Raw genomic sequence first — 15,630 nt, 5'->3', positions numbered from 1 at the left:
ATGCACGACGCTCCACTGATTGGCCCCTACAATCCGGAAGACGTGTTGGCGTGGGAGGGCGATGGCCCACGCACCGCCCGGCAGTTCTTATCCGATGTCACCCGCCTTGCCGATTCTCTGCCTGATCGTCCTGCGGTCTTGAATCTCTTGTCCAGCCGGTATGAGTTTCTGGTCGGCTTCGCGGCGGCGATGCTGCGGGGGCAGGTGACGTTGCTGCCCCAGAGCCGGGCGCCTCAGACATTGCGCCGGATCGCCGGCGACTATCGAGAGAGTTATTGTCTGACCAATCAGGATGAACCGGTCGAGGGGATTGAGTCCGTGGTCCTGCAGCGGCACAGAAGTATCGCGGGATGGCCGAAGCGGATTCCGCATATCCCGCTCGATCAAGTCGCGGCGATCGCGTTTACCTCGGGCAGCACCGGCCAACCGATGCCGAACAAAAAAACCTGGGGGGCCTTGACGGCTGTCGCCCAGGCGACGGGAACCCGACTGGGTCTGAAGGTCGGCGAGCGAGCTGCGGTGGTGGCGACCGTGCCGCATCAGCATATGTTCGGGCTGGAGGCCTCGGTGATGTTGCCGGTCATGCAGGGGTTGGTCATGCATGCCGGGCGACCGCTCTTTCCCGCCGACATCCGTGACGCCTTGGCCGGGGTGGCGGGGAAGCGCATTCTCGTGACAACCCCGTTGCATCTTCGCGCCTGCGTGACCGAAGGCGTGCGCGTGCCGCCTCTTGGATTGATCCTCTCTGCAACCGCGCCGTTGTCCCGAAGTCTGGCGCAAGAAGCCGAACGGCATTTTCACACCCACGTGCATGAAATATTCGGTTTTGCCGAGGCGGGCAGCGTGGCGGAACGGCGAACGATCGAGGGCGATCGCTGGCGACCGTTGGACGGGGTGCGTCTCGCGCAGGACCAGGCGGTGTGGACAGTGCAGGCCGACTATCTGCCGACTCCGGTCCGGGTGCCGGACCGCATCACCGTCGATGCGGAAGGGCAGTTCGTGGTGCATGGCCGGGAAGCCGATCAGCTCAATATCGCCGGCCATCGCGTCTCGCTCGGCGATCTGAACCAGAAACTGCTGGAGATCGAGGGAGTGCAAGACGGAGTCTTTTTCCTGCCCGAAGAGGGAGCCGATCTGGTGACCAGACTGATCGCCTGTGTGGTGGCACCGGGGAAAACCGTAGAAGAGATTCAGCAGGCGTTGCGCCGGCGGATCGATCCCGTGTTTCTTCCCCGTCCGCTCCTGCTCGTGCCGCAACTGCCGCGCAACGGGACGGGCAAATTGCCGCGCGAGGCCTTGTTGCTGTTCGCCAAGCAATACGCCAGAGGGTTGCCGCATGAAGCATGAACGTGTCGTCTCGATCAGCCCGGATCATCCGGCTCTGTCCGGCCACTTCCCCGGCCATCCGGTCGTACCCGGCGTGGTGATCTTGGACGAAGTCATCGAGACGCTACGTCTTCAAGCGGGGCAGGCGCTGGTCGTTACCGGCCTGCCTTCGGTGAAGCTCTCCTCTCCGCTCTTGCCGGGCCAGCCACTGACCATCGAGATCGAACAGGACGAGGCTGACACGGCGGTCTTTACCTGCCGAGTTGATCAACGGGTCGTGGCCGCCGGCTCGATGCGCGTTCAACTCCCGGCTGCCGGACGGGCGAGAATGCCATGACGGTCGCCTGGAAACAGCAAGCGGAGCGCGGCAGTCCGGTCGCAATACGTCTCATGGCCTGGGTAGCGCAGTCGTTGGGGAGGCCGCTCGCCCGCGCGCTGCTCTATCCGATTTGTCTCTACTATCTCTGCGGCTCGCAGCAGGCGAACCGGGCCCTTCGCCGGTATTATGAGCATCTCCAGGGCCGTGCCCCAAGCTGGCCGGCGCTTTTTCGTCACTATCACTCGTTTGCCTCGACGCTTCTGGATCGGGTGTATTGTTTGCGGGGCCGGTTTGATCTGTTCGATATCCGCGTTCATGGGCTTGAAGTGCTGGATGGGGTGTTGGCGCAGGGGCGCGGCTGTCTCTTGCTGGGGTCGCATCTTGGCAGTTTCGAGATTGTAAGGGCGGTCGGGCTGTCGCGGGAGCAGATAGCCGTCAAAGTGCTGATGGACGAGCAGAATGCCCCCTTGATCCGAGCCTTGATACAGGAATTGAATCCCGCTGTCGCCGAGACGGTGATTCAAGTCGGCGGGGTGGATACGATGCTGCAAGTTCAAGAATGCCTGGCCCGCGGCGGCGTGGTCGGCATCATGGGCGATCGGCTGATGGCGGAAGATCAATCGGTGCGCTGTGAATTTCTCGGCGAGACCGCGGCGTTTCCGACCGGATCCGTGCGGTTGGCGCATGTCGTGCGCGCGCCGGTCGTGCTGTTTTTCGGACTCTACCGGGGAGGCAACCGGTACGACATTCATTTAGAATTATTGAGTGAGTCCCTTCGGCTGCATGCGGACGATCGGCAAGAGGATGTGCGGCGCTGGACGCAGACATATGCGGAGCGGCTGGCGCATTACAGTCGAGCAGCACCGGACAATTGGTTCAATTTCTATGATTTTTGGCAGGCCTCTTCGTAAAGCCATCACCGGTATCTCTTTCTTGCTCCTGCTCGGCAGCGGGGCTCTGGCTGCGGTCGATGTCCCCACTGCGCCGTGGACGATCGACGGGCTGGTGGCGCTCCTCAAGGAGCAGCGCGAGCCCTCCATGCGGTTTGAAGAAGCGACCTACTCGTCACTGTTGACCGAACCATTGAAGGTCCAGGGTGTGCTGCGATTCACTCCGCCGGCGACGATGGAGAAAGCCATTACCGAGCCGTTTCGCGAGCGGTACGTGATTGACGGAGACCGGGTGTTGTTTGAGAGCGAACGGAAAGGGATCAAGCGGTCGATCTCGCTCGAAGACTATCCCGCGCTCCGCAGCTTTGTTGACGCCTTCCGCGCGAGTTTTACCGGCGACGCGGCTCGGCTGCAGAAAGTGTATGACGTTACGCTGGAGGGCACCCGTCGCCAATGGACGTTCTTGCTGCGCCCTCGCGAGGCGGCCGGCCAGTCGATGGTGGATTACATCCTCTTCACCGGATCGGAGGGCCGGGTGGCGACCATTGCCATTCGTTTGCCGGACGGAGATCGATCGGTCATGACCGTGCTGCGGGAATCCACACGATGAGCCGGCGGTTCGGTGTGATGGGGCTCTGGACTCTGGCGATGGTCTGCGGACTGTGGCTGGCGGCGACGCAGGTGTCCGTGCATAGCGAGCTGGCCGACCTGTTGCCGGAAGGCACGACGGCGACCCAACGGTTGCTCCTCACGCAAGTGCGCACCGGCGTGGCAGGCCGGCTGATGCTCTTGGCCATCGAAGGTGGAGATCCGGAGGATCTGGCTCAGGCCAGTCGAGAGTTCGGCACGCGACTGCGGGCGACCGGGCATTTCAACGTCATCGGGAACGGCGCTCAGGCACTGTCGAAACAGGATCAGGAGCTGCTGTTCCGGTCCCGCTATCTGTTGAGTCGGCAGGTGACTCCGGAGGCATTCTCGGTGGAATCCTTGCGTCAATCGCTGGAACAACGGCTTGACGACCTCCGTTCCCCCCTGGCATCCATGATTAAAGAGACGATTCCAGGAGATCCGACGGGAGCTTTTCTGGGGATCCTCAAAGACTGGGCGGGGCAGGAGGGGCCGGCGAAACATCGCGGGGTCTGGATGTCGGAGGATCATACGAAGGCCTTGCTGGTCGCGGAAACGAGAGCGACAGGGTTTGACGCTGATGCGCAGGCGACGATTCAGCAGGACATCCGCAAGACGTTCGAGGCCTTGCCGGGCCGTTCTGCGTCCCTTCGCGTAGTGATGAGCGGTCCCGGTGTGTTTGCCGTGGAGATCAAACAGACCATCGAAGCGGAGGTCTGGTGGCTTTCAACTGCCGCGTCCATACTCGTCGTGCTCTTTCTCTATGCGAGCTATCGGTCGGTGACGTTGGTGTTGCTGAGCGCGATTCCGCTGTCGACCGGCATTGTGGCCGGTGTATTGGCCGTCAATAGCTGGTTCGGCTTTATTCACGGCATCACGCTCGGCTTCGGTATCACCCTGCTGGGGATTGTCGATGATTATCCGATTCACCTGTTCAGCCATGTGAGTGTGCGAGGCTCTGCTCCCGCTGTGATCCGGGCCATCTGGCCCACGATGCGCCTGGGTGTGCTCACCACCGTGATCGGGTTTTTCTCACTGCTCCTGTCCGGATTTCCTGCCTTGGTGCAGTTGGGCCTCTTCGCGGTGGTCGGGCTCGTCGCGGCAGCCCTGGTCACCCGGTATGTCCTGCCGGTCTGTGTTCCGCCGGCGTTTGTTCCCCGGGAGGTGCCGCGCGGGATCGTGCCGGCGTTGGCCCAACTCACCCGGGCCAAGTGGCTGGTGCCGGGGGCGGTCGTTCTTGCGACATTCATACTATTGTGGTCTGATACGCCTCTGTGGCAAACGGATCTCGGGAGCCTGAGTCCGGTGTCGGACGCGAGGAAACGGCTCGATCAGCAGCTCCGTCAGGACCTGGGCGCACCGGATGTCCGGGATCTGCTCGTCATCGAGGGACAGACGGCTGAAGATGTGCTCCAACGCGGAGAAGCCGTGATGGCGCAACTGGAACAACTGCGAACCGGCGAGATGGTGGCGGGCTACGATCTGGTTGCCTCGTATCTGCCGAGCCGCCGCAGTCAGCAGGCCAGGCAACAGGCGCTTCCTGAGCGGAGCGTGCTGGAACAAAACCTCCAGACCGCGCTCTCGGGGCTGCCGTTCGCACCCGGACTCTTTGCGCCGTTTCTTGACGCGATCGATTCCTCGCGGACACAACCGATGATCGACCGCGACACATTCCAAGGTACCGCTGTGGGGATGAAGCTGGGGTCATTGTTGATTGAGCAACAAGGCCAATGGTCTGCCGTGGTGCCGCTACGGGGAGTGGCAGACAGGGCGCGCCTGGCCGAAATCGTGGCAGGCTGGCATGCTCCTGGAGTGGCCTACGTGGATCTTAAGCAGGAGTCCAACCGGTTGATGACGGCCTATCGCGATCGAACCCTTGCGATCGTGGCCTGGGGGCTGCTGGTGATTGCCGTCGTGCTGGCGATCGGACTGAAGTCGATCAGCGTGCTGCGGCCGGTCCTGTTACCCATGATGAGCGCGCTGGTTGTGGTGGCCGCTGCGGTGAACGCGGCGGGCGAATCGCTCTCGCTTTTTCACGTCGCGACGTTTCTGCTCGTCATCGGGCTCGGCCTCGACTACGCGCTGTTTCTCAACCGGCCGGAGGGCACGGGCGAGGAGCGCGCACGTACCCTGTATGGTTTACTGGTTTGCAGCGCCACGACCATCCTCGTATTCGGTGTGCTGGCCTGTTCGGCGATTCCGGTGCTGCACGCGATCGGCCTGACCGCCGCGATTGGATCGTTCAGCTGTCTGCTGTTTGCCGGGACGATGGCGGATGAGGGGGCTCATGCCGAGGCCTAAACGACCGATGACACCGTTGACGCTCTCGGCCTATACGCTGGTTACGGCGAATGCTTGTTGCAGGATCGACGTGGTCGCTACCGCCGGCCTGGATTGTTGTGGCGAACGAGGGCAACCCAATGCCTAAACGACCGATGACACCGTTGACGCTCTCGGCCTACACGCTCGTGACGGCGAATGGGCGCGGAGTGGGCGCCGTGTCTCAGGCCTTGCGCGCACGCCGTTCGGGGCTGACGCCGTGCGATTTCGAAGACGTGCTGCTCAAGACCTACATCGGGCGAGTCGCGGGGCTTGAAGAGTTTTCGCTCGGCCATGACTTAGAGCCCTTCGATTGCCGGAACAATCGACTAGCCTGGTTAGGGCTCCAGCAGGACGGGTTTATGGTCGCGGTGGCAGAAGCGAAACAGCGGTATGGCGCCGATCGGATCGCCGTGGTGATGGGCACCAGCACCTCGGGCATTCTCGAGACCGAGCAAGCCTATCGGAATCGCGATCCCCAGACCGGTTCGCTGCCGCAGCGGTATGCTTCCCGGTACCGCTACACCCATAACATGTTTTCGCTGGGCCATTTCGTGCGAGCCTGCGCCGGTTTGCGGGGGCCCGCGATGGTCATCTCGACGGCCTGTTCGTCGAGCGCCAAAGTGTTTGCGACGGCTGCGCGCTTTTTGCAGGCCGGTCTCTGCGATGCGGCCATTGTCGGAGGCGTGGATAGTCTGTGCCACACGACATTGTACGGTTTTTCCGCTCTGCAACTGCTCTCGACGAGCCCCTGCCGGCCCTGCGACGAAGATCGCGACGGGCTCTCGCTGGGCGAAGCGGCGGGGTATGTGCTCCTCGAATCGAGCGAGCGGGTGGGCCGGAAGGGAGCCATCGCATTGCTGGGGTACGGCGAAAGCACCGACGGGTATCACATGTCGCATCCTCATCCGGAAGGCGCCGGTGCGATTCGCGCGATTCGACAATCGCTGGATCGGGCCGGCCTGCAGCCGTCAGACATCGACTATATCAACCTGCACGGAACGGCGACTCGAGCCAACGATTCGGTCGAGGACAAGGCGGTGTATTCGGTCTTTGCCGATGGGCCGGCCTGCAGTTCGACGAAGGGCTGGACCGGACACACGTTAGGGGCGGCAGGAGTCACGGAGGCCGTCATCGCGACCCTGTGTCTGAAGCAGGGATTCATCCCCGGTACGCTCAATTGCGAACGGGTCGATCCGACGTTGCGCAGCCGCATTCTCCGTGAGAACGAGGATCGGCCGATCCGGCGTGTGGTGAGTAATATTTTTGGATTCGGGGGCAATAACTGCAGTCTCGTGTTGGGAGCGCTGTGATGCAGGTCGGAATTCTCGGCGTAGGACTGCTTGCGGCCGGCCTCGATGGCTGGGCGGCCGGGCGCGAGGTGCTGGCCGGTAAGCGGCCGTTTGATCCACGTACGTTGCCGGCCCCGGATGCCTCGCGGCTGCCTGCAAACGAGCGGAGGCGGAGCAGCGATTGTGTCCGGTGGGCCGTGCAGGTGGCGCAGGAAGCTATGGCGCAATCCGGGCTCGATCCTCAGGAGGTTGCGACCGTCTTTGCCTCGTCCGGCGGGGAGATGGAGGTGCTGGATAAGCTATGCCGGGCGCTGGCAACCACCGAGCGGGTGGTCTCGCCGACGCTGTTTCATCAGTCCGTGCACAATACGGCGGCGGGCTATTGGGGCATTGCGACGAGTTGCCAGCAGTCCTCGACGGCCTTGTCCTGTTATGACGACTCCTGCGCAGCCGGGCTCTTGGAAGCCGTCACCTATGCCTGCGTCGAAGAGCGCCCCGTTCTCTTTGTCGCCTACGATCTGCCGGCGCCGGCGCCGCTCAACGGCGCCCGGCCGATCGCCTCTGCCTTTGCCGCGGCCTTCGTGTTCGCGCCTCGAGTCGAACAGGTTCTCGCGACTGCCGATATGACATTGACAGCCGCTGCCGGTCGTGATGTGAGCCACGCATTCAGCCAGGAGTTCGAACAACTCAGGCTCGATAATCCGGCTGCCCGATTGCTGCCGGTACTACAGGCGCTGGCCATGGAGCGTCGCGCCACCATCAATCTGAACCTGTTGGATGATCAACGCCTGACCGTCGAGGTCGAGTGCTGCCGTCGCTGACCAAAGACGAGATCGGCCGATTGCTGCCGCATGGCGGGTCCATGCGCTTGCTCGATACGGTGGAGGCGTGGGATGAGACGACGATCCGCTGCCGGACGGCCACGCACCGGGACCCGAACCATCCGCTCCGTCACCATGGTCGCCTCTCGGTGTCGGTCGGACTGGAGTATGCCGCCCAAGCGATGGGTGTGCATGCGGGATTGCTCGATCGGGACCATCGGATGGAAGGCCGTATAGGCTATGTGGGCAGCGTACGGGATGTCATCTTTACCGCCGATCAGCTCGATGACACGGATTCCGATCTCATGGTGGAGGCCACACGCCTGGTAGAAGGGGATCAGAGCTATATGTATCGGTTCACCGTCGCGCTCGGGGATCGAACCGTCATCGAGGGGCGCGCGTCGATCTTTATCAAGGCGGTGGCATGATGACAAAGAAACGCGCATTGGTGACGGGCGGCAGCGGTGAGATCGGCGCCGCGATCTGCGAGAGGCTCGCCGCGGACGGTTATGCGGTCATCGTGCATGCGTATCGGCACAGCGCATCGGCGAAGCAGGTGGCAGAGAAGATCACGGCCGGAGGAGGGTCGGCGACGGTGGCGACCTTTGACATTGTCGATGGTGCAGCCACAGGACAGGCGCTGCAGGTCCTGCTTGCCGACGGGCCGATCCAGGTGATCGTCAATAACGCAGGCATTCATGACGATGCTCCGATGGCCGGGATGACGGAAGCGCAGTGGAGGAAGGTTGTCGATCTGTCGTTGAACGGATTCTTCCACGTCACTCAACCGTTGTTGCTGCCGATGATCGGCACCCGCTGGGGGAGGATCGTCTCGATCTCGTCACTGGCCGGAGTAACCGGCAATCGCGGACAGACGAATTATGCGGCGGCGAAGGCCGGTCTCCACGGAGCCAGCAAGTCGCTGGCGATCGAGCTGGCGTCCAGAGGGATCACTGTGAATGTCGTTGCGCCAGGCTTGATCGAGTCGTCGGCGACGAGACAGTCATTCAAGCCAGAGCAGGTCGATGCGATGGTGCCGATGAAGCGAGTGGGGACGCCGGAAGAAGTCGCGGCGCTCGTCTCGTTCCTCGTGTCCGAACAAGCGGGGTACATCACCGGTCAGGTTATCGGCATCAACGGAGGCATGGCGTGAAAGGCAGGATGTTGAAAAAGGCCTCCGGCTTCGTTCTCGCGTCGTTCAGACCCTCAACGTACCCCAGAGGGTACGCCTCGGCCCCTCACTTGCTGCGGCCTTGCCTGCGGAACGGCGCGTCTCGGCGCGCCGGGGTTGGGCGGGTGAGACAGTGACCTTTTTGACCATCCTGCAACAAGACCAGTTAGGCAACTACGCTTGTGATAGGCACAATGATGGTAGGACATCTCTCGGTGACTGAGCAGCATTCTGAGCTATACGATAGTGCTCAATCCTACTGGGTCGTGATTCCGGCCTACAACGAAGCGGCGACGGTTCGTGATGTGGCCCTGCGTGCCAGACAGCAGTGCGCCAATGTGATTGTGGTGGATGACGGTTCGACTGATGGGACTGATAAGGCGCTTACGGGGCTGGACGTTACGGTTCTACGCAACGAAGAGAATCTCGGGAAAGCCGGCAGTCTCTGGAAAGGATTTCAACACGCTCTCGCGCAGGGAGCGGCCGGCGTCATCACGCTGGATGCCGACGGGCAACATGCTCCCGAAGAAATTCCGTTGTTTCTAGCGGCCGCGGCTCAGGACTCGAGCCTGTTCTTGCTCGGTGCCAGGCGGCGGGATCAGCGAAGAGCATGGTTCTGGCGGTATTTTGCCAATCGAGTGGCTGATTTCTGGATCGGATGGGCGGCTGGATTCCCGGTCGAGGATAGTCAGTCAGGGTTTCGGCTCTATCCCACGGTGGTGCTTCAAGGGGTTGCGGTTCCCTACGATCGTGCGCGGAGTTTCGTGTTTGAGAGTGAGATTGTGATCGAGGCCGTCCAAAGAGGATTCTCTTGCCGGTCGGTGCCAGTGACGGTCTTGTCCCGCTCGGGACCTCGTCCAAGCCATTTCCGTCCGCTGGATGACATCGCCGGTATTACTCGGATGGTGGCCTGGAGAATATTGTCAGCCGGTTTCAATCCGAGTGGCTTGTGGCGCGTGTTGAGGCGGGCCGAGCCGCTTTCGGATCCGCATCGAGTCTTGCGGGCGCCTCATGAGCAGAAGACGGAACGTAGGTGAGGACTTCGGTCGAGGCGTCCTCTGCCGTATTTCTTCGGCAGAGGACGGAACGATCTTACATACCGACTGCGGTCAAGCGTACCCGGATTTCGTTATCCAACCGCTGAATCCAGCCCGTGTAGTTTTCATGGATGGTGTGCTTGTCGGCGTTGTACTTCAGATTGGTGCTGTCTTTATACAGAATGCTGTAGTTCTTCGATGAGAAGGGAATCGTCACGATTACCGTATGGCTTCTCACGTTGAGCGTCCCGACGATCTCTCCCGGCTTGGCTACGGCCATCACCCACCCAAGCTTCACGCCGGCTTCGATGATCGCTTTCTGGACCTGGTCTTGCGATGCGTCTTTCCCCGTGGCTGTTTGTACGGCAGCTTCTTTGACCTCATAGACCTGACCGCCGCCTCGGCAACCCACTGCAACGACCATGGCTAAGCAAACCACCACAACTCCGGATCGCAGTCTTTTCATCGCTCCCCCTCCTATTGATTAGAACTGCTCTGGTTGAAATCTTCCTGCTCTTCTTCCCCCACTGGTCCTCACGTCAAGGTGTCGCGTTGCGGTATCGGTCATGCGGGCCGGCGTATATCCGATCTCAAGGATATGATCGAGTAACTGGTTCACCAGAACCAAGTTCTCCGGCCGCATCCGGTTCTGATTCCATTTGGACATGGAGCGGGGAAAAGCTTGTTCGGTGGCCAGCACGAATTCGCCCGGGTGGCAGTAAAAGACGAGGTGGCGCGAGCGTGCTCCGATCCATCGGAGCATGCGCTGGAACTTGCTGAGGCCGACCGTGCGCAGGGTGGCCAGATTGACCGGAAACAGACAAGACGATGGCGGCATTTCCACGATGCTGCTGTCGCCGGGATGATTCAGATTGCTGCGTGACGGGCGGTAAGGGTCCCTGGGCGCGCTGAAGTATTTGAGATAGTGGACACGGCCGAGTCCCATGTCGAATCGCCTGGCGGGAACGGATGAGTCGTAGTGATAGCCTTCTTCCTCGAGGACCCGGAGCGTGGTTTCGCCGATCCACAGATTCGGCGCCCGGAACACGACCGGCCTGACGCCGGCCGCTTTCTCCACGGCATCCGTTGCCCGCCGGATCCATTGCCGCTGTTGCTCGTAGGACGCGATACGGAAGTCCTCATCCTCTTCCAGCCCCCCGTGCGCCCAGCCGTGGGTGCCGAGCTGGTGCCCGCGGTGGAGGCATTCGCGGACGAGCTCCGGATAGGCTTCGGCAAATCGGCCGGCAAAGAAGATCGTCGCTTTGATGCGGAAGCGGTCGCAACAGTCCAGGAGTGCCGCCAGCCCGACATGCGAACCGGGGACCCAGTCGCAATCGATGGTGAAGTAAAACTGCTTGCCCGGTTTTGCGGTCCGTCCGGCCTCCTGTCCGTTGATCGGCAGGGCGGCTCGCCGGGATGGTTCCGTCCAGCCCATTACAGACCCGCCCTGGGTGTGGTGAGCGCGCGGATGTCAGGCTGTGAGGATTGGCATGGAGACATGGCGTGACTCAGTCTGTGGTGACGACCCCTTCGATCTCAACCAGCAGTTCCCTGCGGCAGAGATCCCCCTGGAGATAGACGATCTGGCTCGACGCAAACAGCGGAATGCTGAGGGCTTGTTGGATGGCTTCGAGATGATCGGGCTGACGGACGTAGACCTTATACCGACCGCGTGATGGCTGATGGCGGCGCGTTGTTCCCGATAGTTCCTCGGGATGGGCAATCAGGGCGCGCAGGTTGTCGACGGTTTCACGCGTCTGGGTTTCAGGGAGGCCCATGTGGCGGCTCTCGTGTCCCACCACGCTGGCTGTGCCGGAGATGAACAGTTGGGTATGAAGATCCGATTGGAGGAGCGTGGCGCGCGCAAACGACGGGCTGCAGGGACCGTAATGTTCCGGGTATTCATAGGCATGGACTTGGCGGGGATTGCCCAGATGGGTGGCCGGATGAGTGCCCGCAAGCACATAGAGCTGGAGAGGACCTGACCGCGTCCCGACGGCTGTTCCGGCCGGAAGTGACCCGGGGAAGCCTTGAAGCGTCCCGGCGAGCGCCTGATAGCGTCCGACGCAAAACTGGCGATAGCGTTCGAGCCCGTGCTCGTCTTCGTTGATGCCGGGAAAGAAATTCCAGATTCGCCAGAGGTAAGGGAATCCCAATTCCTGGACGTGACGGAGCAGGCGCCGGTACGCCCGCTCTGTCGTTAGCTGCAGTCCCGCGCCGGGTTCTTCTTCTAGTTGAAGCGTGCCCGCCAGGATCTCGCCGCTCGTAGCGGCGGAGAACTCGTTCATCCGGTGAACGGCAACCGGTTGGTCGCTCGTCCACACTTCCAGAAGCGGGCGGCCGTCCAATTGCGGAAGGTCCAGCGTGATGACCGGGCAGGAAACTGCGGATGAAACCGGCGCGCCAAAAGACACAATGGCCATGGGCAGGGTGGCGGATGTGGCGAGCATATGAGCCAGATTGGCGGATTCGACGTAGTCCATCCGCAGATGGGGGACGACTTCGAGCAACGGCTGATGCGCTCTCAGAGGTCGCGGTATGGCGCGCTGTCCCATATCTATTCCCTGATGGCTAACTTGGCGCGTTGGCTTGGGTTACGGCGTAATCTTTGACTTCGGTCACGGTCGTTCTCGTGCCCTGTTTGCGGCGGCGGGCCCCGGCCCAATTCTCTTTCCAATTCAATACGAAAACGATGTAGTACACAACTTTAAAACAGAAAAGAGGGATGCGCGCTTGGGATTGAGCGAACACATCCCCGGCCAACAAGGACAGCACCGCCCGTTCGATTTTTGGAGGCCGATTGGTTGAGACGAACAGCGACTGAAAGGCCGGCTGATTGAATCGATGGATGAACCAGGAAAAGGTCTTGATGCCGCGGCGGACCATGCGTTCGAATTCTTGAAGGTGCGCGGCATATTCAGGCGACTTCCGAAGATAGGCGTCGACGACTTTGGCTCCTCGTGTGCCGCTATTGAGGGCCAGGTGGACCCCGCTGGAGAAGACCGGGTCGATGAAGGCGAACGCGTCGCCGACCATCAGATAGCCGTCGCCGGACATCGTGTCTCGCCGATAGGAAAAATTTGCGGCGGCATAGGTCTGTGTCAGGGGCTTGGCCCGTTCCATGCGTTGGGCAATCGGAGGGGACTGTCGCAGTGTATCCAGGAGAAATTGATCGAGTGGGACCGTTCGCGACTTAATATAGTCCGGATGGCAGACGACCCCCACGCTGGTGGTGCCGTCCTTGAAAGGAATCAGCCAGCACCAGCCGTCGTTCAGCCACCCGGCGGTGATATTGCCTTCGTCCTTGCCGGGGAGCCGTCCGACCCCCTCGAAGTGGCCGAAGATCGCCGCGCTGCTATGTTGCTGGCTTCGGCGCTTGCCGCCGAGCTGGTTCGAGAGAAAGGTGTCGCGGCCGCTGGCGTCGACGACAAACTTCGCGTCCCAGGTTTGCGGCCGGCCTTCGCGATCTTCCGTGTGGATCAGGGAACTCTGACCGGGGCGGAATTCGACGCGCTGGGCTTTGACTCCTTCGTAGACCTTCACGCCTTTAGAGATTGCCTTCTTCAAGAGAATGGCATCGAACTCGGACCGCTTCACTTCAAACGCGTAGGGTTGGGATTCATCGAAGGCTTTGGCAAAGTAGAACATCTGCGACCGGCCGTAACGATGGGAGACCATCTCGGCGCCGTACTTGATAAGGCCAATTTGTTCGACTTCCGCGAGCACCCCCAGTTGCTTCAAGATGGGGAGCGATTGAGGCAGGAGCGACTCCCCGATGTGAAATCGCGGGTGGGGGTCTTTTTCGAGAATGTGCACGTTCCAGCCCTGTTCGGCCAACAGAGCGGAGATTGTGGATCCGGCCGGCCCGCCGCCGACGACCAGCACATCACAGGTCACGAGTGCTTGAGCTGATTCACCGGCAATTGAGTGACCCAAGGGAGAACTCCTTCGGTGACAGAGATGTCGCGCGGAGTATACCCAAGCGGTTCAGCCATGGCTAGTTGTGAGGTGCATGAATGTTCCAACTTCGTCGACAAGGGCGTAGGCTCTTCACAGCTTGACCGAGCTTCAGACGCATGGTACTTCTTGCCGCCCGGAGGAACAGTATTCCTAATATAGGGAGTACCGTTCTGAGGAGAGCGTTGCGTCCATTTGCCGGGCACACATCGTCCGAACCGGGCAAGCGCTTTATGCTTGGAGTCGCTCTGTCTCCCCTCCTAAGACACAATGAACGATCCGCAATCATGCTGAGCCTGCTGGTCCGTATCCTCCTCATTGATTGGACTCTCACTGCCGGATTCGGGGTAGGGTTTGCCCAGGAGACCGGAGATCCTGTGCCGCCCCCAAAGATTGAAAGTAAGGTCGATCTCTATCTGAGCGGCCATGCGATGGGATTTTTCCCGCAGGACAACAATCTCACGGTTGGCGGGGCAAGTGTCCCGCGGACCGATATCCGCGGCACTTTCGGCGCCGGCATAAAGTTCGAAGCCTATCCGTGGTTTACCAATAAGATTCTTGGCGGAGAAATTGAAGCGTTCGGCCTTGGGGGCAGCGTGCGGGCTCCGCGCATCACGTCCGGATCAGGGACTACTCAGGCGCAAGGGAACCTGATCGCCGTGAATACGATGTACAACGTCATGCTGCGGTATCCGGGCGAGATGGTGCAGCCGTATATCGGGGTCGGCGGAGGCACCTCGATGGGAGTGCTCTACGATGCGTCGATCCAACACGGCAATCTGGCGCTCACGGGAACTTCCGGCGATATGGCCTTCGCCTATCAGTTCTTGGGCGGCATCAAAGCGTTCGTGACAAAGCGGTTGTTTGTATTCGGCGAGTACAAATATTTTGGAACGAAGTATAGTTTTGACAGTGAAGGGGCCGGCAACTCCAAAGTGAAGCTCGACTTTCAGACTCAGATCGTGTCGGGTGGTGTCGGCTGGTCGTTTTAGTTACAGAACGAATATCGTTCGATCGAGGCCCCTATCAGCATCCTCGACCAATTCTTTGTCTACCGTCCTGAACCATGGGAAGACCGCGACTGGAGAGGCGCGAGCGGCCTTCCGCTGGAAGATGTGTGGTTTCAATCGGCGGACGGCACCAAACTTTTCGGCTGGTATGTCGAAGCACGCGCGGATGCCGGCGTGCTGCTCTGGTGTCATGGCAACGCCGGGAGCGTCATTCACCGGCTTGAAAACCTGCGCGAGCTCTATCGGCTGGGATTGTCGATTTTCATCTTCGACTATCGAGGATATGGTCGAAGCCAGGGCAAGCCGTCGGAAGACGGGCTCTACCAAGACGCGATCGGCGCCTACGACTATCTTACCCGGGTGCGGCTGATTCGCTCGGAACGGATTGTCGTGTTCGGCCGGTCGCTGGGCGCTGCCGTCGCGACCGATCTTGTCTCCCAGAAGCCGGCGGCAGGATTGATTTTGGAGTCGCCGTTCCCGTCGATTGCCGCGATCGCAAAACATCACTACGGCGGCATGCCGGTGCATTGGCTGCTCGGGGCGGAATTCAATCTCATCGATCGCCTTCCGCAGCTGTCCCTTCCCACGCTCGTGATCCACGGCGATCGGGACGACATCATTCCTATCGAGTTCGGCCGCCAGGTTTTCGAGGCCGCCAAGCCGCCGAAATGGTGGTATGCGATAGCCGGCGCGGATCACAACAATACCTATCAAGTGGGCGGGAGCGTGTACTTTCGCCGGTTTGCTGATTTCGTTCGAACCGCGATTGCAGCTTAGCCGAACAGTGCGCGCGTCCATGAATTATGCATTTGGTGATTGGTCGCCACATTTGGTACAGTGCGCCGGGCATCGCGCGCGCAT

General features: G+C 61.0%; 16 protein-coding genes. 12 read left to right on the top strand and 4 right to left on the bottom strand.

Going from position 1 to position 15,630, the window contains the following annotated elements; genetic code table 11:
• The 10 genes from Q8N04_17375 to Q8N04_17330 all read left to right on the top strand — a co-directional run bounded on the left by Q8N04_17375 (position 1) and on the right by Q8N04_17330 (position 9,802).
• Complete coding sequence (locus tag Q8N04_17375; GenBank protein MDP3092448.1) at positions 1-1,347, top strand: AMP-binding protein; 1,347 nt, start codon at positions 1-3, stop codon at positions 1,345-1,347.
• On the top strand, positions 1,337-1,663 hold the full coding sequence (locus Q8N04_17370) for a hypothetical protein (protein ID MDP3092447.1): 327 nt from the start codon (positions 1,337-1,339) through the stop codon (positions 1,661-1,663). The genes Q8N04_17375 and Q8N04_17370 overlap by 11 nt, the downstream gene beginning before the upstream one ends.
• A complete protein-coding gene (locus tag Q8N04_17365; GenBank protein MDP3092446.1) occupies positions 1,660-2,556 on the top strand; it encodes a hypothetical protein in 897 nt (298 codons plus the stop codon). Before Q8N04_17370 ends, Q8N04_17365 begins: the two co-directional genes overlap by 4 nt.
• Complete coding sequence (locus tag Q8N04_17360) at positions 2,531-3,145, top strand: LolA-related protein (GenBank protein ID MDP3092445.1); 615 nt, start codon at positions 2,531-2,533, stop codon at positions 3,143-3,145. The genes Q8N04_17365 and Q8N04_17360 overlap by 26 nt, the downstream gene beginning before the upstream one ends.
• A complete protein-coding gene (locus Q8N04_17355; GenBank protein ID MDP3092444.1) occupies positions 3,142-5,463 on the top strand; it encodes an MMPL family transporter in 2,322 nt (773 codons plus the stop codon). The genes Q8N04_17360 and Q8N04_17355 overlap by 4 nt, the downstream gene beginning before the upstream one ends.
• A gap of 119 nt (positions 5,464-5,582) precedes the next feature.
• Entirely contained in the window at positions 5,583-6,794 is a 1,212-nt protein-coding gene (locus Q8N04_17350) for a beta-ketoacyl-[acyl-carrier-protein] synthase family protein (protein ID MDP3092443.1), read from the top strand.
• Positions 6,794-7,594, top strand: a complete 801-nt coding sequence (locus tag Q8N04_17345) for a beta-ketoacyl synthase chain length factor (GenBank protein ID MDP3092442.1) — start codon at positions 6,794-6,796, stop codon at positions 7,592-7,594. Before Q8N04_17350 ends, Q8N04_17345 begins: the two co-directional genes overlap by 1 nt.
• Complete coding sequence (locus Q8N04_17340) at positions 7,579-8,022, top strand: hypothetical protein (protein MDP3092441.1); 444 nt, start codon at positions 7,579-7,581, stop codon at positions 8,020-8,022. The genes Q8N04_17345 and Q8N04_17340 overlap by 16 nt, the downstream gene beginning before the upstream one ends.
• The gene (fabG, locus tag Q8N04_17335) at positions 8,019-8,747 is read left to right on the top strand and encodes a 3-oxoacyl-ACP reductase FabG (protein ID MDP3092440.1); all 729 of its coding nucleotides are present in this window, start codon (positions 8,019-8,021) and stop codon (positions 8,745-8,747) included. Before Q8N04_17340 ends, fabG begins: the two co-directional genes overlap by 4 nt.
• Before the next feature lie 233 nt (positions 8,748-8,980).
• A complete protein-coding gene (locus Q8N04_17330; GenBank protein MDP3092439.1) occupies positions 8,981-9,802 on the top strand; it encodes a glycosyltransferase family 2 protein in 822 nt (273 codons plus the stop codon).
• A 55-nt stretch (positions 9,803-9,857) separates the two neighbouring features.
• Here the strand turns inward: Q8N04_17330 and Q8N04_17325 are convergent, their stop codons facing one another.
• The 4 genes from Q8N04_17325 to Q8N04_17310 form a co-directional block, all read right to left on the bottom strand.
• A complete protein-coding gene (locus Q8N04_17325) occupies positions 9,858-10,268 on the bottom strand; it encodes a hypothetical protein (GenBank protein ID MDP3092438.1) in 411 nt (136 codons plus the stop codon).
• 18 nt (positions 10,269-10,286) lie between these two features.
• Complete coding sequence (locus Q8N04_17320) at positions 10,287-11,237, bottom strand: polysaccharide deacetylase family protein (protein MDP3092437.1); 951 nt, start codon at positions 11,235-11,237, stop codon at positions 10,287-10,289.
• A gap of 73 nt (positions 11,238-11,310) precedes the next feature.
• The gene (locus tag Q8N04_17315; protein MDP3092436.1) at positions 11,311-12,357 is read right to left on the bottom strand and encodes a hypothetical protein; all 1,047 of its coding nucleotides are present in this window, start codon (positions 12,355-12,357) and stop codon (positions 11,311-11,313) included.
• Between the two features lie 16 nt (positions 12,358-12,373).
• Positions 12,374-13,738 carry an NAD(P)/FAD-dependent oxidoreductase gene (locus tag Q8N04_17310; GenBank protein ID MDP3092435.1) on the bottom strand — a complete coding sequence of 455 codons (1,365 nt, stop codon included), beginning with the start codon at positions 13,736-13,738 and terminating at the stop codon, positions 12,374-12,376.
• 308 nt (positions 13,739-14,046) lie between these two features.
• Here Q8N04_17310 and Q8N04_17305 point away from each other — a divergent pair, with 308 nt between their 5' ends.
• Both Q8N04_17305 and Q8N04_17300 read left to right on the top strand, forming a co-directional pair.
• Positions 14,047-14,751, top strand: a complete 705-nt coding sequence (locus Q8N04_17305) for a hypothetical protein (GenBank protein MDP3092434.1) — start codon at positions 14,047-14,049, stop codon at positions 14,749-14,751.
• Between the two features lie 123 nt (positions 14,752-14,874).
• Entirely contained in the window at positions 14,875-15,546 is a 672-nt protein-coding gene (locus Q8N04_17300; GenBank protein ID MDP3092433.1) for an alpha/beta hydrolase, read from the top strand.
• Positions 15,547-15,630: the final 84 nt, after the last annotated feature.

It is taken from the genome of Nitrospira sp. (assembly GCA_030692565.1).
Lineage (GTDB): Bacteria > Nitrospirota > Nitrospiria > Nitrospirales > Nitrospiraceae > Nitrospira_D.
Note: the sequence above shows the minus strand (reverse complement) of the source record. Positions and strands in the feature narration are given on the sequence as shown.

Coding starts and splice junctions, on each gene's coding strand:
- Q8N04_17320 (MDP3092437.1), bottom strand. CDS start 11,237: ATGGGCTGGACGGAACCATCCCGGCGAGCCGCCCTGCCGATCAACGGA.
- Q8N04_17345 (MDP3092442.1), top strand. CDS start 6,794: ATGCAGGTCGGAATTCTCGGCGTAGGACTGCTTGCGGCCGGCCTCGAT.
- Q8N04_17350 (MDP3092443.1), top strand. CDS start 5,583: ATGCCTAAACGACCGATGACACCGTTGACGCTCTCGGCCTACACGCTC.
- Q8N04_17370 (MDP3092447.1), top strand. CDS start 1,337: ATGAAGCATGAACGTGTCGTCTCGATCAGCCCGGATCATCCGGCTCTG.
- Q8N04_17360 (MDP3092445.1), top strand. CDS start 2,531: ATGATTTTTGGCAGGCCTCTTCGTAAAGCCATCACCGGTATCTCTTTC.
- Q8N04_17325 (MDP3092438.1), bottom strand. CDS start 10,268: ATGAAAAGACTGCGATCCGGAGTTGTGGTGGTTTGCTTAGCCATGGTC.
- Q8N04_17375 (MDP3092448.1), top strand. CDS start 1: ATGCACGACGCTCCACTGATTGGCCCCTACAATCCGGAAGACGTGTTG.
- fabG (MDP3092440.1), top strand. CDS start 8,019: ATGATGACAAAGAAACGCGCATTGGTGACGGGCGGCAGCGGTGAGATC.
- Q8N04_17365 (MDP3092446.1), top strand. CDS start 1,660: ATGACGGTCGCCTGGAAACAGCAAGCGGAGCGCGGCAGTCCGGTCGCA.
- Q8N04_17305 (MDP3092434.1), top strand. CDS start 14,047: ATGCTGAGCCTGCTGGTCCGTATCCTCCTCATTGATTGGACTCTCACT.
- Q8N04_17315 (MDP3092436.1), bottom strand. CDS start 12,357: ATGGGACAGCGCGCCATACCGCGACCTCTGAGAGCGCATCAGCCGTTG.
- Q8N04_17355 (MDP3092444.1), top strand. CDS start 3,142: ATGAGCCGGCGGTTCGGTGTGATGGGGCTCTGGACTCTGGCGATGGTC.